The sequence below is a fragment of the Frankia sp. RB5 genome (genome assembly GCF_059816245.1).
This window is the reverse complement of the sequence record NZ_JCBATA010000011.1, coordinates 1-19,807: the sequence shown is the minus strand read 5'-3', so window position 1 is coordinate 19,807 and position 19,807 is coordinate 1. Positions and strand designations below refer to the sequence as shown.

The following is a 19,807-nucleotide window of genomic DNA, read 5'->3' as shown; positions in this document are numbered from 1 at the left end:
CCGTCCCCGTCACGTCGTGAACCGGTCCGGTCTGGCAGCGTTGCGGGCGGCGACGCGCCGCGCGGTGTCGGCGAGGGCCTCACGCAGCTCGGCGGGGTCGAGCACCTCGACGCCGTCGCCGAGCATGCGCAGCTGAAACAGGGCGACGTCCAGGCCCTCAGTGGCCACCGAGACGACGCGCCAGCCCTCGGCGTCCGGCGGCGAGGCGGTGGCGAGGGCGTCGCGGGCCGCCACCGGGTCGACGGCATGGCGCAGGTCGGCGAGCGCCGCCGGGGACAGCCGCAGTCGGCATGTCCAGCGCAGCAGCGTCCGGGTGAACGCGTCGGCGGACTCGCGCCACCAGGAAGCCAGGTCGAAGTCGGCGGGGCGCTCGAAGGTCTCGGCGCGCGGACGCACGCGGCTGATCCTGCTGATCCGGTAGCTCAGGATCCGGCCGCGATGGCGCGCCACGAGATACCAGACACCCGCCTTGCACACCAGCGCGAGCGGATCGACCCGCCGACTCGCCTCAGCCGTGGCCCCGGCCTTTCCTCCGACGACGAGGCCGGCCCCGACCACGACCCCGGCTTCAGGCCCGGCCTCGTTGGTCCCGGCCGCGACTTCAGTCCCGGCCGCAGCTTCGGCCGCGAGGCGTCGTCCCGGGGTGTGGCTCAGGTCGACGCGGCGGGCGGACCAGACGGCGGCGGCGAGGGCGGACAGGTGCGGCACTGGCTCCTCGTGACGGAACCAGCCCGGCGCGTCCAGCAGGAAGCGCTGGTGGATCTGACCGGCGCGGTCGCGCGGTCGCGGCGGCAGGGCGGCGAGAACCTTGGTGCGGGCGGCGGCCGCGTCGGCGGCGAGGCCCAGGCCGACGAGGACGTCGGGGCCGGCGCCGGCGAGCAGCAGGGCGGCGGCCTCGTCGCCGGTGAGGCCGTCGAGATCGGTGCGCCAGCCGTCGGTCAGCCGCACGCCGCCTGCGCGGCCCGGCTCGGTCCACAGCGGGACACCGGCGTCCTGCAGGGCGGCGATGTCACGGCGCACGGTGCGCACGGACACCTCCAGCTCGGCGGCGAGCCGCGGCGCGGTGGAGCGCCGGACCGCCTGCATGTGCAGAAGCAACGCGGTCAACCGGCTCGAGCGCACATCCCCAGATGCTAGGCGCGGAACCCTGACAGGGGATGACAGGGTTAGGACCGCACGATGGCCTGGTGACGACATCATGGGGCGACGTCGAGCGCGCCCAACCCGAGTTCGCCGAGACGGTCCGCACCCGGTTCGAGGCGTTTCGCCATCACGTCCTGGCGACCCTGCGCGCGGACGGGTCGCCGCGCACCAGCGGGATCGAGACGACCTTCCGCTTCGGGCAGCTGTGGCTGGGCAGCATGCCCGGCGCGCGCAAGTCCCAGGACCTGCGCCGCGACCCCCGGTTCGCGCTGAGCGCCAATCCCGGTCCGGGCACGGGCATGGGCGGCGGCGACGTCCGCGTCGCCGGCCATGCCCGCTGGGTCGACGATCCGGCCGAGCTGGCCAGGTTCGTCGACGCGGTCACCCCGCCCGAGCCGTTCGAGCTGTTCCGCGTCGAGCTGACCGAGGTCGTCCGCACGACCGTGGACGAGGCCGCCGAACAGATCGTCCTGACCAGCTGGCGCCCGGGCTACCCGGCCCTGCGGACCCAGCGCCGTGGCAACGGCGCCGAACCCCCCGAGGTCACCTGGTCCACCGACTGATCGACGGATCAGGTCACAGCAGGCCGAGGTGCCGCATGTCCGCCAGGCACTTGTTCAGGAACGCCTCGGTCAGGTGCGGAATCTCCGGGCCGATCGGCAGCCGCCGCACCCCGCCGGCGAACCGGGCAGCGCCGACGGTCGGCCGGTCCGCGTCATGGGGGGTACGCAGCGCGTCGAGCACCGTGAGCGATGACGCCTGGCGCTGTGCGGTGGGCAGGCCGCGCAGGCGCTCCTCGAACCGGCGCAGCCAGTCCTCGTACGGATCGATCCGTTCGAGCGGATGGCCCGCGGCCTCGATCCAGTCGACGAAACTGTCCAGCGAGACACCGTCATCGTCATGCGTGTTGACGACATGGAAGGTCCGGAAACCGCTGCCGCGCTCCTCGGCGCTCAGGCCGACGATCGACGCGGCGACGAAGTCGACCGGCAGCCCGTCGTAATGGGCGCGCGGCCGCGGCGCACCGGCGTCGCGCCGGTAGAAGGACGTCGGCGCGACGCCGGTGCTCACCAGGCTGTAGAGCAGCCGGACGAAGATGTCGGACGTGTTCGCCTGCCCGGCGTACTCCGTGTGCGGAAGCATCATGTCGCCGCGGAACACGTCAACGGGCAGCCCATAGCGGCGGTGCGCGCTGCGCAGCAGCTGTTCCGCGGCCCATTTGCTCGCCCCGTACGACGCGACGTAACGGGACGCGAGCGTGATGGTGTCTCGCAGCGGGGCATCCTCGGCCGAGTCCGGGGAATCGGCCAGGAAGGGCGCGACCGCCAGCGACGAGACGAAGTCGAACCACTTCTGCCGCCCGGTCAGCGCGAGCGCGATCAGCTCGGCCGTGCCGACGACGTTCGGGCCGAACAGGTCTTCGTAGTCGAGGACGTGGTTGACGAGCGCCGCCGGATGGACGATGCGGTCCACCGCGCCGGCGAGCCGCTCCCAGGTGGCGTCGTCGAGGCCGAGACGCGCCTCGCTGACGTCGCCGACGACGACCTCCAGATGCCGCTCGGCCAGCGCCCGGAAGCGTCCCTCCAGCTGCGCGTCGCCGCTGAACGCCGCGTGCAGCCGCGCCACCGCGCCGGCGTGGTCGCGCGCCCGGACCAGGCAGATCACCGTGCCGCCGAGCGGGGCGACCCGCTCCAGCCATTCCAGGCACAGGAAGCGGCCGAGGAAGCCGGTCGCCCCGGTGAGCAGCACGGTGCGGCTCTCGCCGGCCGGCGCCTCGGTGGCCGCGGCGGCGAGCAGGTCGGCGGGCAGGAACCGGGTGATGTCGAGGTCGGCGGCCACCAGCCGGCCGGATGCCGACCCGACCTCGGCGCCGTGGATGGACGCGAGCGTCGGCCGCCCGCGGCCACCGAGCAACTCCTCGATCGCCGTCGTCCAGGCCCGCGGGTTGCCCGCCGGGCTCAGGACGATGTTCACCGGCACGTCGACCTCGAAGACGCTCGACAGCAGGGTCGTGAAGGCCACGGCCCCGAGGGAGTCACCGCCGAGCTCGGCGAAGCTGTACGGCGCCGTGACGTCGACGTCGGCGAGGCCGAGGGAGGCCTCGAGCACCTTGCCGACCTTGTCCAGCACGCTCAGCCCGCTGGTGGGATCGCGCAGCGCCACCAGCTTGTCGTTCTGCTTGCGCTCGAGGTCGAGGTAGAGCTCCTCCAGCATGGGCCCGTACCGGTCGCGCAGCCGTGGCCGCAGCCGCTTGAGCATGCCGGAGAGCAGACCGTTCTCGACACTGAACGGTTCGGTTTCCACGAGGAAGTCGCGCGGCACCTCGAACGAGCGCAGGCCCGATTCCACCGCGACCCGGGCCAGCTCGGACCGCACCAGTTCCCGCACCTTCTCCGCCGGGGCGTCCGGCCCGAGCAGCGCGTCCACCCGGTCCGGGTCCGGAACGACGACGGCGAGCAGGTAGGCGCGCGCGGAGTTGCCGTAGACGTAGATCTGGTGGATGACGTCGCTGCCCGCCTCGAAGGTGTTCCCGACCGCACCCACGGTCACGAACTCGCCCTGGGCGAGCTTCAGCACGTCGTTGCGCCGGTCGATGTAGACGAGGTGGTCGGGGGCGCGTTCCTCCATGATGTCGCCCGTGCAGATGAAGTTGTCCTCGTCGAACAGCCTCGCCGTCGCCTCGGGGTTCTTGTAGTAGCCCGGGACGCCGAGATGCGTCTTCACGAGCAGCTCGCCCCGCGGATAGGGCTTGTCCGTGCTGTGATAGCCGAGTTCGGGAACGTCACGCAGTCTGTAGTCGATGACCGCCGCCCGGTTCACCCGGCCCGCGACGGTGACGCCACTCGCCTCGGTCGTGCCGTACCCGTCGACGAGCGGTGCCGGGAAGCACTCGGCGACGAACTGGCGCAGCTCCGGCGTCGTCGGCGCCGACCCGGTCATCATCGTCGAGATGCGGTCACCGAAGATGGTCACCCCCATCTCGCGCAGCAGTTCCACCCTGATCCGCTCGGCCTCGCCGTCACTGTCGCCGTTGCCGGTGGTGGCGGCGGTGCCGGCGGCGGTGTTCAGCCCGCGGTCGGCGAGCCGGCGGGAAAGCTCGGCGAGGTAACGGCGATGCGCCATTTCCAGCACGCGGGGGAACATGTTCGCCTCGGTCGGCCGGGTGAGCGCGAAATCCTCGAACAGGGTCGTCATGTCCGGCCGGGCGGTGAAGTAGACGGTGCCGCCGCGGGACAGCGTCGTGTAGACGGCGCCGCGGCCCATGAAATGGCTCATCGGGGCGAAGATGAGGCGGATCACCGGCAGCGGCACGACGGTCCTGCGGAGGAACTGGGAGCGGGCGTAGAGCTCCCCGATGATGATGCCCTTGGGGGTTCCGGTGGATCCGGACGAGTGCACCAGCAGCCGCAGCCGGTCGTCCTCGGCCGGATGGGTGCCCGGCGGCGTGAGGTCCGCGCCGGCGCCGAGGGCGATCAGCTCGTCGATGGTGATGAGTTCGGCGCCCGTCCCGCCGGCGGACAGCCGCGCCCGGGCGGCCTCGAAGCGGTCCCGCTCGTCGTCGACGCGCGGGTCGTAGTCCATCGCGACGACGCTGCGGACCGACGGATGGGTGGCGGCGAGGCCGGCCGCGACCTCCAGGTCCTCGGCCGTGGCGACGATCACCGCTGGCTCGGTGTTCGTGACGATCTGGTCGAGGTCGGCCGGGGCCATCGTGCTCTGCAGCGGGATGCCGACCGCGCGGCGGTAGACCGTGGCCAGGTCGGCGGTGATGTAGTCCGTGCCGGAGAAGCCGAGGAAGGCGACGAACTCCCCGTCGTCGACGCGGTGCCGCTCGTGCTGCCGGCCCCAGGCCGCGGCCAGGCCCGCGATCCGGTCCCGCAGCTCCCGGTAGCTGATCGTGCCGAAGTGCGGCTGCCAGCCGCGCACCGTCCGGCCGGTGGCCGGGTCGACGACCGGCTCGTGGTCACGCTCCCCCAGCGCCGGCCGCGACGCGTACCCGTCCAGAAAGGTGGTGACGATGTCCTCCAGGGACTGCCCGGGACGGAACACCGCCTCGGTGACCTCGCCGTCCGGTAAGAGCTCCTGCAGCTGGGGGTCACCCGCAGCGAGATCGAGAATCCGCCGTGCGTAGTCCGGAATCTTTCGGTCCGTGCTCATAAGAACCCCTCCTCCGCGCCGGTCAAAGGGCAAGCAGTGATGTAATGCGATTCTCTTAACTCTGTCAAGCGATCGACCGGGGATGCCTGTCGGACCGGTCGCGAGCGCGGAGCCGGCGATGAGCGTCGCCGTCTTGCCGTCGACACGGACGACACGTCGGAGGTCAGGACAGCCGGTCGCGGAGGCGATATTTCGACGAGCACGACGCCGAGCCGGGCGGTGGCGAAGGCGAGCACGGGGAACTGCCAGCAGTTGTGCGACAGCAGCGTCGGCAGCCGGGAGCTGCGCAGCCTCGTCCAGCCGCACCGCGACCAGGTGCTGGGCCTGCGGGCCCGCTACGAGCGCGGCTTCCGCGACATCATCGAGGCGGGCGTGCGCGCGGGGCGGTTCGGCGTCGCCTCCGCCCGGCTGGCCTCCTACGCCGTGCTCGACCTCGGGATGGGCGTCGCCGCCTGGTACCGCGAGGACGGCGAGCCGACCGAGGACGAGGTGGTCTGACCGAGGACGAGGTGGTCTGGCAGTACGGCGACTTCGCCCTGCGCCTCGTCGCCGCCCAGCCCTGAGCCCTGGTCAGGGGAAGGTGGGCGGTTGCTTCTCGCGGAAGGCGCGCAGGCCCTCCTGGGCGTCGGGGCCCGTGTTGACGAACTCGACGGCGAGCGCGGCGGCGCCCAGCGACTGCGCTCACAACCCGAGACGCGACCTGGCTAGGAGCGGTCGACGGCGCGCGGGCCGGGGATGGCCGCCACGGCCGCGGAGCGCGCCGGCGAGCTCGCGGAAAGCTCGCGGACGTAACGGCCGAGCGCCTGCACGGGCCAGAGCAGGCGGTAGCCCTGGTAGTTGAGGTAGAAGTCGCCGGGGAAGCCGGTGCCGGTGAACTGGTCCTCGTCCCAGGTCCCGTCGGGACGCTGGTGCTGGGCGAGCCACCGCGCCGCACGCTCGAGCGCCCGCGCGACCGCGGGCCGCTGCTCACCGGCTAGCAGGCCCAGCATTGCCCAGGCCGTCTGCGAGGCGGTGGACTCGCCCCGGCCCGCCCACCGCGCCGGATCGTCGTAGGAGCGCAGGTCCTCGCCCCAGCCGCCGTCGGCGTTCTGGTGGTCCAGCAGCCAGTCGACGCCCGAGCGGATGGCCGGATGCGTGGCCGGCAGCTCGGCGGCCCGCAGCGCCGGCAGGACCGCCGCGGTGCCGTACACGTAGTTGACACCCCACCGGCCGAACCACGAGCCGTCGGACTCCTGGGCGCGCAGCAGCCAGTCGACGCCGCGCCGCGTGCGGGGGTCGTCGGCGAGCCCGACCTCGGCGAGCAGTTCGACGACGTGGGCCGTCACGTCCGCCGACGGCGGGTCGGTCAGCGCGCCGAAGTCGGCGAACGGGATCATGTAGTGGATGGTGCCGGTGTTGTCGGAGTCGTAGGCGCCCCAGCCGCCGTCGCTGGACTGCAGGCCGAACAGCCAGGTCACGCCGCGCGCCGTCGCCGCGGCCACGTCACGCGCCGCGGGGTGGCGGACGTGGCGCAGCGCGAGCAGCACCTCGGCCGTGTCGTCGGTGTCGGGGTAGGTGTCGTTCTCGAACTCGAACGCCCAGCCGCCGGCCGGCAGGTCCGGGTGGTTGACGGCCCAGTCACCACGGCGGTGGCGGATCTCCTGCCCGAGCAGCCAGTCGACGGCGTGCACCAGCGCCGGATCGTCGGGTTCGATGCCCGCGGCGGGACCGGCCTCGACGAGCGCGTTCACCGCCAGCGCCGTGTCCCAGACCGGCGACTGGGACGCCTCGACCATCCGCGCGCCATCCGGGAGCTCGACGGAGTAGTCCTCCAGCGCCCGCAGGGTCGCGCTGATGACCGGATGGTCAAGGTCGTAGCCGAGCAGGCGCAGCGCGATGATGGAGTAGACGGCGGGCGGCTGGATCCCGCCGAAACAGCCGTCGGCCTCCTGCCGGGCGATGATCCACTGCTCGGCGACCCGGATCGCGTGCCGCCGCAACGGCCAGAACGGCCGCGCGTGGTAGCGGTGCAGCATCGCGTCGGCCGCGACGAACGCCTCCCGCCACCCGAACGCCCTGGGGCGGCTCCAGCTCCGGGTCCGCCGCCGCGCGGCGGCCGGCTCGGACCGCTCCGCCACCGCGGGGTGGAGCTCGTCGAGGGCGAACGGAGCCGGCCGCACCGGGCGGAACGTCGACACGACGGTCAGCGCGACGACGGTCTGGCGGGCCCAGGAGCTGAACGAGTAGATGTTCAGCGGCACCCGGCGCGGCAGCAGCATGAGCTCCGGCGGCAGCACGGGCAGGTCCTCCCAGCGCCACCAGCCGAACAGGGCGAGCCAGATCCGGGTGAACACCCGCGTCGCCGGGATCCCGCCGCGTTCGCGCACCCAGGCGGCGGCGCGGCTCATGTGCTCGTCCGCCGGGTCGTCCCCCGCGAGCCGAAGCCCGATGTAGGACTCAACCGTCACCGACAGGTCGCCGTCGCCGCCGTGGTACTGCGGCCACGATCCGTCCGCGAGCTGGCGGGACCGGATAAACCGGGCCGACGCCTCGGTGAGCTCCGCCGTGCGGATGCCGAGGTACTCCCGCAGGAGCAGGTCCTCGGCGTCCATGGTGGTGTTGCTCTCCAGATCGAACTTCCACCAGCCCGCCTCCGCCTGCCGGGCCAGCAGGTGCGTGGCGGCGCGGCGCAGCGTCCGGGTGGGCCCGGACGCGGGATCACGGTCGACGGCGGCCGCGTGGTCGGCACGGTCGGGAGTGACGTCCGTGCCCGCCCCCGCGGACTCGGGCCGACCCTCGACGTCGGCCATCCCGGAGAGTGCCATGAGTCTGTCCCTGTCTGTCGTGCGCGGGAGCGGTCTGCCCCGCGTGGAGCGGTCTGCCTTGTGGCGCTGCCTTGGGTGGAGCTGCCTTGGGTGGAGCGGTCTGCCGGATGTGACGCGCGGAACGCGCCATCCGGGTGGGTCTGGCGGCACGAAGGGTCGTGCCGACGGCACGGGCGGAAGGCGAGTGCCGGAGGTTGATCAGGGATTCAGGCTGATGCGGTCGAGACAGAACTCGACCGTCGCCACCAGATCACCGAGGTCGGTGCTGGCCGAGCTGCACCAGGCCCGGATGGCGACCTGGATCGCGGCGAGGAACGCGACGACCGCCAGCTGGGCGTCGAGCTCGCCCACGGCTACCGGCCGCACCGAGCTTGCGCCCCTGGGCCCGGCGTCGGCGTCGGCGGACGGGGCGTCCAGCAGTTCGACGGCCAGCCGGTCGCCGATCGCCACGAGCTGGCTGAGCACCGCGCCCGCCAGCGCCGACGTGCCCCCGAGCGGGAGCAGGTGATCGGCGTAGTGACGCAGCGAGTTCCCATCCGGCGACATGAGCTCCCAGGCGCCGAGAGCCGCGTTGCGCAGCGCCGTCAGCGGCGGCTCGTCGGCCGGGCGGCGCCGCAGGGCGGCCACCGTCAGGGCGCCGACCTCCTCCAGCGGCGCGATCGCGATCGACTCCTTGCTCGTGAAGTAGCGGAACAGCGTGCGCTCCGACACCTCCGCACCCGCGGCTATCTCCTCGACGGTCGTCGCCTCGAAGCCCTTCTCATGGAACAGCTCGTGCGCCACCTCGACGATCGCCTGCCGGGTGCGCCGTTTCTTGCGCTCCCGCAGCCCCTCCGCGTCCCCGCCCGACATCAGCCCCCCAGCCGATTCACCCGCCGCAACTCCGACATTTCCCTCAGATCTACGATGAGCATACGCCGTCAACAGGCATTTGGCACCGGCTGACAGATCACCGACAGTGCGGGCGAGTCAACCGCCGGGACGACGCCGGGTCGGGCTAACGCGATGGTGCCCGCGACACCACCCGGAATCGGGGCCGCGTGGCAGGCTTTCCGCTTGCACGCGAGGACCTTTCCGCCCGCGTCCGACGGCCTGTCGCGGGACGGCCCTGACCCGTCTGACCCCACCGCTCGTGGGATCTCCGAAAGGACCTCATGTCCCACTCCGCTCGGCGTGCCGGCGTTCTCGCCGGTGTGGTCGCGACCGCGACGTGTCTGTTCGCCGGCCCGGCCGCCGCCCACGTCACGGTCCAGCCGTCGACCGCCACCGCGGGCGGCCACGCCAGCCTGTCCTTCACGGTCCCCACCGAGAAGGAGGCCGCGTCCACCACTGGCCTGGAGCTGCGGCTGCCCACCGACGTCCCCGTCGCCTCGGTGTCGGTCCAGCCCAAGGCCGGCTGGACCTACCAGATCACCAGGGTGCCGCTGGCCAGGCCGCTGCCGACGGACGACGGCGAGGTCCGCGACGTCGTCACCCGCGTCGTCTGGACCGCGCACGACGGCGCCGGCATCCGACCCGGCGAGTCCGACGCCTTCACCATCGCCGCCGGCCCGCTACCCGAGGGGGTCGATCACCTCGCGTTCGGGGCCGTGCAGACCTACTCCGACGGCACCGTCACCCGCTGGACGGACATCGCCACTCCCGACCAGCCCGAGCCGGCGCTGCCCGCCCCGGTGCTCGCCCTGTCGCCGGCCACGGGCGACGCGCACGCCGGGCCAGGCGCCGCGACGTCGCACGCGTCGGCCTCGTCGAGAACGGGCCCCTCCGACGGGCTGGCCCGCGCGATCTCCCTGGCCGGGCTCGGGACGGGCATCGCCGCGCTGGTCATCGGCGTCGTCGCGATGGCGACCTCCCGCCAGCGCCGCGCGGAGCCGATCGCTCCCAGTCGACCGCGGTCGACCGCGAAACGGTGACGCCTCCAGTCCGATGACGTGGAACCTGTCATCATGGCCGGAACGACGAACGACGAACGACGAACGACGGCGACCAGGGAATCGGAGACATGGCGAGCGTGCCGGTGGCGGCGTCCGGGTGCGCGGCGGGCAGGGGGACGGCCCGACCGGGCCGGGCCGTCGGCTTCGCCGCCTCCTCGGTGAGCCTGGCCTGGGCAGCCCATGTCGCCGGTGGCGGCGAGCGCCCGGCGGGGTGGATGACACTCGCCGCGTTCGCCCTGCTGGCCAGGATCGCCTTCGGTCTGACGGAGCGTGAACGCGGCGTCGGCGCGATGGTCGCCGCCCTCGGCGGCACGCAGATCGCACTCCATCTCGCCTTCGTCCTCGCGCACCCGCACCACCATGCGATGTCCGGGGGGCCGAGCATCGACCCGCGGATGGCGGCGGCACACGCGGTCGCGGTCGCGGCGGTGGCACTCCTGCTTCGCCGTGGCGAGCGGATCCTCTGGTACGCCGCCGGCCTGCGGCCGCGGACCATCGCGCGGCTGCTCCTGCACCCGGCCGGCATCGACGTCGGCCCGCCCGCGGCCGCGGACCTGGCGGTCGACGCCCACGGACCCGCACCCCGGCCGCACACCCGTCCCCTCGGGCGCGATGCCCGCCGGCGCGGCCCGCCCCTCGCCTGGACGGCCGGGGCCGCGACGGGCTGACCTGTCCGGACGAACGACCCCGGCGCACGCCAAGGCATGGCACCCTCCTGTGGTCCCACCGCGCCGTGGGATGTTCGAAAGGTTCGTACCTCATGCACCGTTCTGTTTGGCGTGCCGGCGTTCTCGCCGGTGCCGCCGCGGCCGTGACCGCCCTGCTCGCCGGCCCCGCCTGCGCCCATGTCAGCGTGCAGCCGTCGACGGCCGCCCCGGGCAGCTACACCACCCTGACCTTCAAGGTCCCCACCGAGAAGGACGGCGCCTCCACCACCGGCCTGGACGTCCAGCTCCCCACCGACGCTCCGCTGGCCTCCGTCTCCGTCCAGCCCAAGGCCGGCTGGACCTACCAGGTCGCCAGGGCCGCCCCGGCGACGCCGCTGCGCACCGACGACGGCGAGGTCCGCGAGGTCGTCACCCGCATCACCTGGACCGCGCCGAACGGCGGCGGCATCCGGCCGGGCGAGTTCGACACGTTCACGATCTCCGCCGGCCCGCTGCCCGAGAAGGTCGACCACCTGGCGTTCAAGGCACTGCAGACCTACTCCGACGGCTCGGTCGTCCGCTGGGTGGACGTCGCCACCGCCGGCGGGCCCGAGCCGGAGCACCCGGCTCCGGCCATCACGCTGACGTCGGCGACCGCCGGCTCCGGCGGGCAGGCCACGGCGGCCGCCGCTTCGCCCGGGGTGACGGCGCGGGCGGCCGGCACGGCGGACGCGGACCACTCCGACGGCGCGGCGCGCGGTCTGGGGATCGGTGGGCTGGTCCTGGGCGCACTCGGGCTGGTCGTCGGCGGGGCGGCGCTGCTCGCCACCCGGCGGCGGCGCGCCCAGCCGTAAGCCGGTCGACGGCGCGGTGATCAGATGATGAGTCCCTGTCTGTCCACCGTGACGCCCGCCGCGCCGGCCCGATGCACCTGCGCACCGGGCCGGCGCGGTCGCGCGGCCGCCGCGGCCAGGGTCACCGTCGCCGCTCGTCCGGCGTGGGAGTGGGGGCGCCGGCGAGGAGGTTCTCGACCTTCGTCCGCAGCCGGACCACCCGGGGCGGCATCTTCTCCTCGCGCTGCGCCGCCCGGGTGGCCTTGGCCAGGTCACGGCGGTAGAACCAGTGGTCCCAGGGCGAGTTCGGCCGGGCGAGCCGGATGCTGCCGACGATCGCGAGCGGGAGGACGAAGACTCCCAGCAGCGCCATCCCGTACTTGCCCTTGAGCAGCGCGACGGCCACCACCGCCAGCCCCAGGACGACCCACACCACGATGACCATCCGCACCGCCCATTCCTGCTGGTGGACGTCGTTCACGCCCAGCGGCGAGAAGCCGAGCAGCACACACCCCATCACGCCGGCGGTCAGCAGCACCGCCGTCACCGAGGCCCGGCCGGCCTGCTGCCAGTAGACGTCCCGCAGATGCAGGATGAGCGCGAACTCGTCGAGCACGAGGGCCGCTCCCACGCCGACCACCACGCCGGCGATGTCCCGCCACGGGGCGTGCGGCGGCGCCCCGATCGCCAGCAGCCCCCCGGTGATCAGCAGGATCGTGCCCGGCACGACGTGATGGATGTGCATCCCGCCGGCCGACACGTTGCGGAACGGCCCGCGCCCCGCCCGGATGAGCCGGACGATCGTGCGCGTCGACAGGAATGTCACCATGAACGCCAGCAGGCACAGCAGCAGCGCCTCCTTGCCCGGTTCGACGATGTCGCGGTCCCACCAGCTCGTCACGCCGGCAGCGTCCCACGCCGCCGAGGCCCGCTCCGGCCATCCGACCGAGGCTCGGCGCTGGCAGGGCCCCCGTTACGGGCTCACGATCGGCGGCGCGGTGTGTACCAGGCGCCGACGGCCAGGCGGGCGGCCAGGCCGAACAGCCAGAACAGCGCCAGGCCGAACAGCGACGACACGATGATCGCGGCGAACAGCGGGGCGGACTGCAGGCGCTGGGTGTAGTCGTCGATGAGGCTGCCGAGGCCCTGCTGCCCCTGCCGGAAGAAGAAGTCGCCGACGATCGCGCCGATGACCGACAGCCCGGCGGAGGTGCGCAGCCCCGTGAACATCGCGGGCAGGGCGGCGGGGATCTCGAGGTGGACGAGCCGTGCCCAGCGGCCGGCCTGGCGCAGCGTGAACAGATCGTGCTGACCGGCGTCGGTCGACTGGAGCCCGAACAGGGTGTTGATGATGATGGGGAACAGGGCGACCAGAACGCACACGACGGTGCGGGACCAGAAGCCGTACCCCAGCCAGAACCCGATCAGCGGCACGATCGCGAGGATCGGGATCGTCTGGAGCACCACCGCCCACGGGTAGAACGACCGCTCGACCCAGGCAGCCTGACTCATCAGCACGGCGAAGATCATCCCGAGGGCGGCGGCGATGGCGAGCCCCACGAGCGCGACCTTCGCCGTCGCGCCCAGCGCCCGCAGGGTCTCGTGGAAGGTGGTCCAGTCCCCGAACCCGTCGGTGACGACCTCGTGCGGCGGCGGCAGCAGGAACCGGCGACGGGGGGCGAGCCCGAGGTAGGTCACGGCGTACCAGACGCCGACGACGGCGCCCAGCACGGCCAGCGGCGGCCCGGTCACGCGGGCCGTGCGGCGCAGGCGGCCGGGATGGCCGCCGGCGCCAGGACGGCCGCGGGGGCCGTCGGTCGCTGGGTCGGTGAGCGGCGTCAGCGCGGTCTCGGTCATCGGGATCTCGCCGTGGATACCCCGGCCTTCCGGCCGGGGAGGAAACGGCGTCCCACGCTGGAACGCATTGCGGGTCCTTTCGGTAGCATGACGGTATGTCCCGTTACCGGCTCGATCCGGGGCCCGAACAGGTCGCCGGACTCGAAGAGCACTGCGGGCATGCGCGTTTTGTTTGGAATCTTGCGGTCGAGCAGCAGGCGTGGTGGACGCCGTATCGGGGTAAAGCTCCGAATCATCTGGAGCGTTGTCGGCAGTTGACCGAAGCGCGGGCGGAGAACCCGTGGCTGGCTGCCGGGTCGCAGACCGTCCAGCAGCAGGCGTTGCGGGACTTCGAGCAGGCTTTGCGGAACTTCTTCGGCGGTTCGCACCGGCGTCCCGGGTTCCGGAAACGCGGCCAGTCCGAGGGTTTCCAGATCGTCGGGAAGATGGCGAAGGTCGAGAAGCTGAACCGGCGATGGTCCCGGTGCTGGGTGCCGAAGGTCGGCTGGGTGAAGTTCCGTCGCTCCCGTGCGGTCCCGGCTGCGAAGTCCTACCGGGTGACCCGTGGTCGGGCGGGCCGCTGGCATGTGGCGTTCGCCGCCGCACCCGAACCGATCCCCGCGCCGGGCACGGGCGACGTCGTCGGGGTGGACCGGGGCGTGGCAGTGTCGGCCGCACTCAGCACGGGTGAGCTGCTGCGATGCCCGGGCCTGCGGCCCGCCGAGGCCGCTCGGCTGCGCGTGCTGCAACGCCGGCTCGCACGGGCGAAGCGGGGCAGTAACCGGCGGGCCCAGGTGAAAGCCCAGATCGCGCGGGTGAAGGCCCACGAGGCCGACCGGCGGAAAGACTGGGCGGAGAAAACGTCCACCGATCTCGCTCGACGGTTCGATCTGATCCGCGTCGAGGATCTGAACGTTCGGGGCATGACCCGGTCCGCCCGGGGCACCGTCGAGGCGCCAGGCCGCAACGTCCGGCAGAAAGCCGGGCTGAACCGGGGCATCCTCGCGAACGGTTGGGGACTCCTCGTCCGACGTCTGGAACACAAGGCACCCGGCCGGGTCGAGAAGATCCCGGCCGTCTTCACGAGTCGGCGTTGCTCGGTCTGCGGGCACACGGCGCCTGGAAACCGCGAGAGCCAAGCGGTCTTCCGGTGCGCCGCCTGTGGGCACACGGCCAACGCCGACGTCAACGCAGCACGCACCATCGCGGCCGGACGGGCCGCGGCCGCGCGGGGAGGCACCGGGTTGCCGGTGCCCGTGAACCGCGAACCTCAACACTGCGCACCTCCTCCGGTGGGTGTGTAGAAGTTGGAATCCCCCGCGTTCACACGGGGGAGGACGTCAAGCGAACGACTCCCGCAGCGCCGCCGAGACGGTTCGGGCGACGTCCCCGAAGGCGGCGTCGAAGCGCAGGTCAGCGGGCCGCGGGTAGGCGAACGGGACATCGATCTGCGCGATCACTCGCCCCGGTCGGGCCGAGAGGACGACGACGCGGCTGGCGAGCCAGACCGCCTCGACGACCGAGTGGGTGACGAACAGGCCCGCGAACCGCTCACGGGCGTGCAGCCGCTGCACCTGCTCACCGAGCCGCTGCCGGGTGATCTCGTCGACCGCGCCGAACGGCTCGTCGAAGAGGAACAGCGACGGCCGCACCGTGAGCGCCCGGGCGAGCGAGACCCGCATCCGCATGCCGCCGGACAGCGCGGCGGGCCGATGGCGCTCGAATCCCTCGAGCCCGGTAAGGGAGATGGCCTCGGCCACGAGTTCGCGCCGCCGTTTCTTCGGCACGCCGTCGAGTTGGGCGAGCAGACCGACATTGCCCGTAACGGTGCGCCATGGCAGGAGCGTGGGGTCCTGAAAAACGTAGCCGGGGGCCTCGGGCCCGACGGTAACCGTCCCGCTGGAGGGCCTGGCCAGCCCCGACGCGATCCGCAACAGTGTGGACTTTCCGGAGCCCGACGGGCCGACCACCGTGACGAACTCGCCGTCGGCAACGGCCAGCGACACTCCCCGTAACGCATCGACACCGCCCGGGAAGGTCTTTCCCACCTCGTCGAACGCCAATGCGATCCCCGGCACAGTGGGCACCGTCTCTCCCTTCTTGCCGCGGGGCCGGGCCGTCGGCGGCATGCCCGCCTTTTCTATCACCATCCGGTACGCTGAGGGGAACAAGCCCGAATGAGGTGAAGGCAGGGGAATGACACTGCAACGGGCTAGCGGGCCGATCGTGCGCCGCGTTGTACTGGGCACCCAGCTGCGGCGGCTCCGGGAGGCGAAGGGTCTTAGCCGGGCGGACGCGGGCTACAGCATTCGGGCATCCGAGTCGAAGATCAGTCGACTGGAACTGGGTCGGGTCAGTTTCAAGGAACGTGATGTGGCCGACCTGCTGACGCTGTATGGAGTCATCGACGAGAAGGACCGCTCACCGCTACTCGAACTCACCCGCCAGGCAAACGAGCCCGGTTGGTGGCAGGGTTTCACCGATGTGATGCCGGGGTGGTTTCAGCCATACCTGGGCCTGGAGGAAGCGGCGGTCCTGATCCGGACCTACGAGCTTCAGTTCATTCCCGGTCTCCTCCAGACCGAGGATTACGCGCGCGCCGTCATGGCGGTAGGCCGCCAGACGCACGGTACCGACATCGTCGAACGCCGGGTCCGGGCACGGATGAGTCGGCAGACCATGTTCGACCGGCCCGACGCACCCCGGGCCTGGGCGATCATCGACGAGGCGGCGCTGTGGCGCTCGGTCGCCGGTCCGGCCGTCATGCGACGTCAGCTCGAGCATCTGCTCGCCCTGAACGCGAACCCGAATCTCACCATCCAGGTGGTTCCGCTCAGCGTCGGCCCGCACCCCGCCGAGGGGGGCGCGTTCACCATTCTGCGGTTCGGTGATCCGGACGTGGCCGACGTCGTCTACCTGGAGCACCTCACGGGCGCCATCTACCTCGACAGGCAGGAGGATGTCACCCGCTACATGCTGGCCATGGACAACCTGGCGCTCAGGAGCACGGCGCCGGACGACACGGTGAAGGTCATCGAGAAGATCGCCGCACACCACGCCGCCTGAGCGCCGTCCTCCCACCGGACGGCGAACGTCCGTCCTCAGGCCTTTCGGCCGACGCCGCACAGGTCGTCGATCGCCACCGGCGGTTCGGCCGAGGGGGCGGGCCGCCACAACGGCGTCGAGACCAGACCCGGCTCGACGAGGTCGAAGCCGTCGAGGAAACGGGCCACCTGCTCGGGCGTGCGCATGTGGTACGGGAAGTTCTCGTTCTCGTGGAGATCGTGGATGCTGTCGGCGCGGTCCTCGCCCATGACGGCATAGGTGCCGTCCTTGAACACGAGATAGCTGCCGGACGGAAGGGCGTCACGCAGTTCACGCACGATCACGTAGGCCTCGTCGAGGTCGGCCACGTTTCCCATGATCCCCAGCATGATCAGCCCGATGGGGCGGGTGAAGTCGAGGGTCTCGCGGGCCGCCTCGAGGATCTTCCGCGGCTCGCGGACGTCGGCGTGGACGTAGGTGGTGGTCCCCTCGGGCGTGCCGACCAGCAGGGCCCGCGCGTGCACCAGGACCAGCGGATCGTGGTCGACGTAGACGATCCGCGAGTCGGGGGCGACCCGCTGCGCCACCTCATGGGTGTTGTCGGCCGTCGGCAGGCCGGTACCGATGTCGAGGAACTGGCGGATCCCCACCTCACCCGCCAGGTGGGTGACCGCGCGGCCGAGGAAGGCCCGTGCCTGCCGGGCGATCTGGACGATCTCGGGGAGCAGCGCGTAGAGCCGGTCGCCGAACTCGCGGTCGACCGGATAGTGGTCCTTCCCGCCCAGCCAGTAGTTCCACACCCGCGCCGAGTGCGGCACGGTGATGTCGACAGCGGGTGCCGAACCGTCGGTCATGGGTGACGTTCCCTTCGCAGCCTTCGCAGCGCGGCCACAAGAATGCCGATGTTCATCATAAGGACCGTCCGGGGCGGGCAGACCCGCCCCGGACATCGCTTCTTCTTCCGTCGCCGTCGCGGCCCCTACTTCAGGCTCACCGTCTTGTCGAGGAACTCGTTGGTCACCAGGTCCGCGGGAGCCAGGCCCGCCTTCGGCGCGCTGCCCTTCGCCGTGAAGACCGGGGCCAGCCGGCCGATCAGCGACCCGACCCGGGCCGTGTCGAAGCTGCCCAGCACGCCGTCCTTGCCGTCGGCGATCAGCCCGAGCCGCTTCTGGGTGGCGTTGCCGTACGCGAGCAGCCCCGGCGACAGGGTGAACCCGCCGGTGTGCAATGTGCTGACGGTCTTCAGCAGGAGCTGGTTCACCGGCGCCGGATTCGCGACGTAGTCACGCTGCGCGTGCTGCAGCAGCGGCACCAGCTTGGCCAGGCAGGCCCGTTGGCTCGACACCTTGTCCGGCCGCACGGCCAGCGCGGAGATGTACGAGGGGTACTCGTCCTGCAGGAGCAGCTGCTTCACCGGCCTGCCCCACGCCTTGACGTCATGCTGGAGCAGGTAGGGCTCGTTGGTGACGAACGCCTGCTGCACGATCTTGCCGTCGGCGGCGACGAACCGGTCCGGCGACCCCTGATAGGAGGTGTCGACCTGCGACGCGGTCAGCAGCCCCTCCCGGACGAAGACGTCGGGAAAGGACGTCCCGCTCGCGCTGGCCAGCACCGTCGCGCCCGAGTCGCGGACCTCGGCGACCCTGCTGAAGTTCCACGCCGGATTACCCCAGATGAGCGCCAGCGGTGACTTCTCGTACGGCGCGAAGACGGCGACGGTCGCCTGCTTCCCGGATGCCTGCACGGCCTCGTCCGTACCCACATAGCCGGCCAGGATGTCGTCGTCCTGCGCCAGCAGCGAGGTCACCGGCTGAAAACCCGTCGCCGGCCCGCCGGCGCGCACCTGCAGCCGCACACCGGTATCACCCAGCGGGCCCTCGACCCAGTTCTTGCCCACATTGATCGACGGGTTCGGGCCGAGAAGCTGATACAGATATCCATCCGGAAGCCCGGGCCACCAGTTCGACTGAATGACGACCGTGGACGGACAGATCCCCTTCAGCGGCGTCGTGTATCGCGACGCGGCGGCGGCCTGCGTGGTCGACGGGCTCGCCCCGTCGGACCCGGTCGTCGAGTCGGAACACGCGGTCAGGCCGAAGGCCAGCACCGCGGCGCATCCCGCCACCCAGCGGCGGCGAAACCTCGAAACTCCCACCAGCCCAGATCTCCTCAACACTGTGCAACATATGAATACCGGCGGTGAGAACATCGGACCTGCGATGCTCCTGACACGGCAAGCCGTCTCCGCCCCCAGCCGTCAGGATTCCACACCACCGAGGACAGGCTGGCATGAGGTGCCATTTCTCCGGCAACCCGCCCACCGGGCACAGGACACCTCCGCCGCCCCGTCCAGCCCGCCAGAGATGACGGATTGATCAGACGAACCGCCCGACTGGTTCGCAAACAGGCCCCCGACCAGCGAGAACACCGACGCACCGCCAGTCCGGCGCCGTGCGGGTCGGACCCGAGCCGTCAGCCGAGCAGGGTCTCGCCGACGAATCCGCCGGCCGCGCAGCCGGGCGGGATGGCGAAGACCGCCGAGCCGATCGGGGTGACCCACTCGTTGAGCAGGTCCAGCTCGGCCAGGCCGGTCAGCGGCGCCCCGTTTCCCAGCGTGCGACCGATCACCGCCGGTCCACACGGGTTCGAGCCGGTCGATGGAGAAGGCCGGAAGCTGCCGCAGCCACGGCGGTGTCCGGGTCGGGTCTCCCGCCCTGGCAGCACGGGCGACCAGGGCGGGGTCGAACCCGAAGGTCACCGTCAACCGCGACGGCGAGCGCGCGAGTTCGGGCTCGGATCGGAGTCGGCGAGGGCCGCCTCGCCCCGCATGAGCCGGGCGGCATCGCCGCTCAGGATCCGCATCATTCGCCGCAGACCGTCGTGGTCGGTGTCGTCATGAAGATCAAGCGCGGCGAACGTCGCATGCGCCTGCGGCGCCGTGTCGACGCCCGCCTGGTGCACACCCCGTGGAACCGCCACGGTTCGCCGCCCTGGCGCGCCGCTGGCCACCTCCTGCGCCCACGCCATCGACGACGCCGCGGTCGGGCTGCCGACGCCGACGACGGTGACGGCATTCGGCCCGGAGTTCCGCAGGGTGCCGAACGCCGCGGTTCATCTGCGACGAGATGATGACGGTGTGGCTGACCTCGACGACGCTGCGGAGGTGGACGCGCCACACCGCGATAGCACCACCGTCGGTGGCGGGCTGCGGACCGGGGCGGGAACGTCCCTGGAAAAACATGTGGGGCCGTCCCGACCACAGTCGAAACGGCCCCACATATGTAAGTCCGGCGGCGTCCTACTCTCCCACACGGTCCCCCATGCAGTACCATCGGCGCTGAAGAGCTTAGCTTCCGGGTTCGGAATGAGACCGGGCGTTTCCCCTTCGCCAAAACCACCGAAACATC

18 protein-coding genes and 1 rRNA gene are annotated in these 19,807 nt (G+C 71.9%); 7 read left to right on the top strand and 12 right to left on the bottom strand.

The window, feature by feature from the left end; all coding sequences use genetic code 11:
• Positions 1-9: 9 nt before the first annotated feature.
• Complete coding sequence (locus AC6EXY_RS07690) at positions 10-1,107, bottom strand: helix-turn-helix transcriptional regulator (RefSeq protein ID WP_243408043.1); 1,098 nt, start codon at positions 1,105-1,107, stop codon at positions 10-12.
• An 80-nt stretch (positions 1,108-1,187) separates the two neighbouring features.
• Between AC6EXY_RS07690 and AC6EXY_RS07685 the strand changes: the two genes are divergently transcribed.
• The gene (locus AC6EXY_RS07685; RefSeq protein ID WP_499817115.1) at positions 1,188-1,706 is read left to right on the top strand and encodes a pyridoxamine 5'-phosphate oxidase family protein; all 519 of its coding nucleotides are present in this window, start codon (positions 1,188-1,190) and stop codon (positions 1,704-1,706) included.
• Positions 1,707-1,719: 13 nt separating this feature from the next.
• Here the strand turns inward: AC6EXY_RS07685 and car are convergent, their stop codons facing one another.
• Positions 1,720-5,301: a carboxylic acid reductase gene (gene car, locus AC6EXY_RS07680; protein WP_499817116.1), complete on the bottom strand. Its 3,582-nt coding sequence runs from the start codon at positions 5,299-5,301 to the stop codon at positions 1,720-1,722.
• A gap of 219 nt (positions 5,302-5,520) precedes the next feature.
• Here car and AC6EXY_RS07675 point away from each other — a divergent pair, with 219 nt between their 5' ends.
• Entirely contained in the window at positions 5,521-5,799 is a 279-nt protein-coding gene (locus tag AC6EXY_RS07675) for a TetR-type transcription factor C-terminal domain-containing protein (protein ID WP_243408041.1), read from the top strand.
• A 206-nt stretch (positions 5,800-6,005) separates the two neighbouring features.
• On the opposite strand, the gene shc is transcribed toward AC6EXY_RS07675, so the two are convergent.
• Positions 6,006-8,105 (bottom strand): squalene--hopene cyclase, encoded by a 2,100-nt coding sequence (gene shc, locus AC6EXY_RS07670; RefSeq protein ID WP_243408040.1) that lies wholly within the window; start codon positions 8,103-8,105, stop codon positions 6,006-6,008.
• A 198-nt stretch (positions 8,106-8,303) separates the two neighbouring features.
• The gene (locus AC6EXY_RS07665; RefSeq protein WP_101835123.1) at positions 8,304-8,957 is read right to left on the bottom strand and encodes a TetR/AcrR family transcriptional regulator; all 654 of its coding nucleotides are present in this window, start codon (positions 8,955-8,957) and stop codon (positions 8,304-8,306) included.
• Positions 8,958-9,259: 302 nt separating this feature from the next.
• Between AC6EXY_RS07665 and AC6EXY_RS07660 the strand changes: the two genes are divergently transcribed.
• The 3 genes from AC6EXY_RS07660 to AC6EXY_RS07650 all read left to right on the top strand — a co-directional run bounded on the left by AC6EXY_RS07660 (position 9,260) and on the right by AC6EXY_RS07650 (position 11,540).
• Complete coding sequence (locus tag AC6EXY_RS07660) at positions 9,260-10,018, top strand: YcnI family copper-binding membrane protein (protein WP_101835121.1); 759 nt, start codon at positions 9,260-9,262, stop codon at positions 10,016-10,018.
• A gap of 89 nt (positions 10,019-10,107) precedes the next feature.
• Complete coding sequence (locus AC6EXY_RS07655) at positions 10,108-10,707, top strand: hypothetical protein (protein WP_101835160.1); 600 nt, start codon at positions 10,108-10,110, stop codon at positions 10,705-10,707.
• Positions 10,708-10,799: 92 nt separating this feature from the next.
• Positions 10,800-11,540: a YcnI family copper-binding membrane protein gene (locus AC6EXY_RS07650; RefSeq protein ID WP_499817117.1), complete on the top strand. Its 741-nt coding sequence runs from the start codon at positions 10,800-10,802 to the stop codon at positions 11,538-11,540.
• A 121-nt stretch (positions 11,541-11,661) separates the two neighbouring features.
• On the opposite strand, the gene AC6EXY_RS07645 is transcribed toward AC6EXY_RS07650, so the two are convergent.
• Both AC6EXY_RS07645 and AC6EXY_RS07640 read right to left on the bottom strand, forming a co-directional pair.
• Positions 11,662-12,420, bottom strand: a complete 759-nt coding sequence (locus AC6EXY_RS07645) for a hypothetical protein (protein WP_499817118.1) — start codon at positions 12,418-12,420, stop codon at positions 11,662-11,664.
• A gap of 80 nt (positions 12,421-12,500) precedes the next feature.
• Positions 12,501-13,376, bottom strand: coding sequence for an ABC transporter permease (locus AC6EXY_RS07640; RefSeq protein WP_243408038.1), 876 nt, complete (start codon positions 13,374-13,376; stop codon positions 12,501-12,503).
• Between the two features lie 95 nt (positions 13,377-13,471).
• On the opposite strand from AC6EXY_RS07640, the gene AC6EXY_RS07635 reads away from it, so the two are divergent.
• A complete protein-coding gene (locus AC6EXY_RS07635; RefSeq protein WP_499817119.1) occupies positions 13,472-14,659 on the top strand; it encodes an RNA-guided endonuclease InsQ/TnpB family protein in 1,188 nt (395 codons plus the stop codon).
• Between the two features lie 36 nt (positions 14,660-14,695).
• Here AC6EXY_RS07635 and AC6EXY_RS07630 read toward each other — a convergent pair whose 3' ends face one another.
• Positions 14,696-15,442 (bottom strand): ABC transporter ATP-binding protein, encoded by a 747-nt coding sequence (locus tag AC6EXY_RS07630; RefSeq protein WP_499817120.1) that lies wholly within the window; start codon positions 15,440-15,442, stop codon positions 14,696-14,698.
• Between the two features lie 109 nt (positions 15,443-15,551).
• On the opposite strand from AC6EXY_RS07630, the gene AC6EXY_RS07625 reads away from it, so the two are divergent.
• Entirely contained in the window at positions 15,552-16,421 is an 870-nt protein-coding gene (locus AC6EXY_RS07625) for a Sco1979 family transcriptional regulator (RefSeq protein WP_101832929.1), read from the top strand.
• Positions 16,422-16,456: 35 nt separating this feature from the next.
• Here AC6EXY_RS07625 and AC6EXY_RS07620 read toward each other — a convergent pair whose 3' ends face one another.
• From AC6EXY_RS07620 to rrf, 5 genes are all read right to left on the bottom strand, one after another.
• Positions 16,457-17,254: an SAM-dependent methyltransferase gene (locus AC6EXY_RS07620; protein WP_499817121.1), complete on the bottom strand. Its 798-nt coding sequence runs from the start codon at positions 17,252-17,254 to the stop codon at positions 16,457-16,459.
• Positions 17,255-17,379: 125 nt separating this feature from the next.
• On the bottom strand, positions 17,380-18,555 hold the full coding sequence (locus tag AC6EXY_RS07615; protein ID WP_101832927.1) for a hypothetical protein: 1,176 nt from the start codon (positions 18,553-18,555) through the stop codon (positions 17,380-17,382).
• A 317-nt stretch (positions 18,556-18,872) separates the two neighbouring features.
• Positions 18,873-19,028: a hypothetical protein gene (locus AC6EXY_RS07610; protein ID WP_207770393.1), complete on the bottom strand. Its 156-nt coding sequence runs from the start codon at positions 19,026-19,028 to the stop codon at positions 18,873-18,875.
• Between the two features lie 132 nt (positions 19,029-19,160).
• On the bottom strand, positions 19,161-19,379 hold the full coding sequence (locus AC6EXY_RS07605) for a Dyp-type peroxidase domain-containing protein (protein WP_207770392.1): 219 nt from the start codon (positions 19,377-19,379) through the stop codon (positions 19,161-19,163).
• Between the two features lie 306 nt (positions 19,380-19,685).
• Positions 19,686-19,802, bottom strand: a 5S ribosomal RNA gene (gene rrf / locus AC6EXY_RS07600).
• Positions 19,803-19,807: the final 5 nt, after the last annotated feature.

Excerpts from the sequence above, each read along its gene's own strand:
- car (WP_499817116.1), bottom strand. The coding sequence starts at position 5,301 with ATGAGCACGGACCGAAAGATTCCGGACTACGCACGGCGGATTCTCGAT.
- shc (WP_243408040.1), bottom strand. The coding sequence starts at position 8,105 with ATGGCACTCTCCGGGATGGCCGACGTCGAGGGTCGGCCCGAGTCCGCG.
- AC6EXY_RS07665 (WP_101835123.1), bottom strand. The coding sequence starts at position 8,957 with ATGTCGGGCGGGGACGCGGAGGGGCTGCGGGAGCGCAAGAAACGGCGC.
- AC6EXY_RS07660 (WP_101835121.1), top strand. The coding sequence starts at position 9,260 with ATGTCCCACTCCGCTCGGCGTGCCGGCGTTCTCGCCGGTGTGGTCGCG.
- AC6EXY_RS07655 (WP_101835160.1), top strand. The coding sequence starts at position 10,108 with ATGGCGAGCGTGCCGGTGGCGGCGTCCGGGTGCGCGGCGGGCAGGGGG.
- AC6EXY_RS07650 (WP_499817117.1), top strand. The coding sequence starts at position 10,800 with ATGCACCGTTCTGTTTGGCGTGCCGGCGTTCTCGCCGGTGCCGCCGCG.
- AC6EXY_RS07640 (WP_243408038.1), bottom strand. The coding sequence starts at position 13,376 with ATGACCGAGACCGCGCTGACGCCGCTCACCGACCCAGCGACCGACGGC.
- AC6EXY_RS07635 (WP_499817119.1), top strand. The coding sequence starts at position 13,472 with ATGTCCCGTTACCGGCTCGATCCGGGGCCCGAACAGGTCGCCGGACTC.
- AC6EXY_RS07625 (WP_101832929.1), top strand. The coding sequence starts at position 15,552 with ATGACACTGCAACGGGCTAGCGGGCCGATCGTGCGCCGCGTTGTACTG.
- AC6EXY_RS07620 (WP_499817121.1), bottom strand. The coding sequence starts at position 17,254 with ATGACCGACGGTTCGGCACCCGCTGTCGACATCACCGTGCCGCACTCG.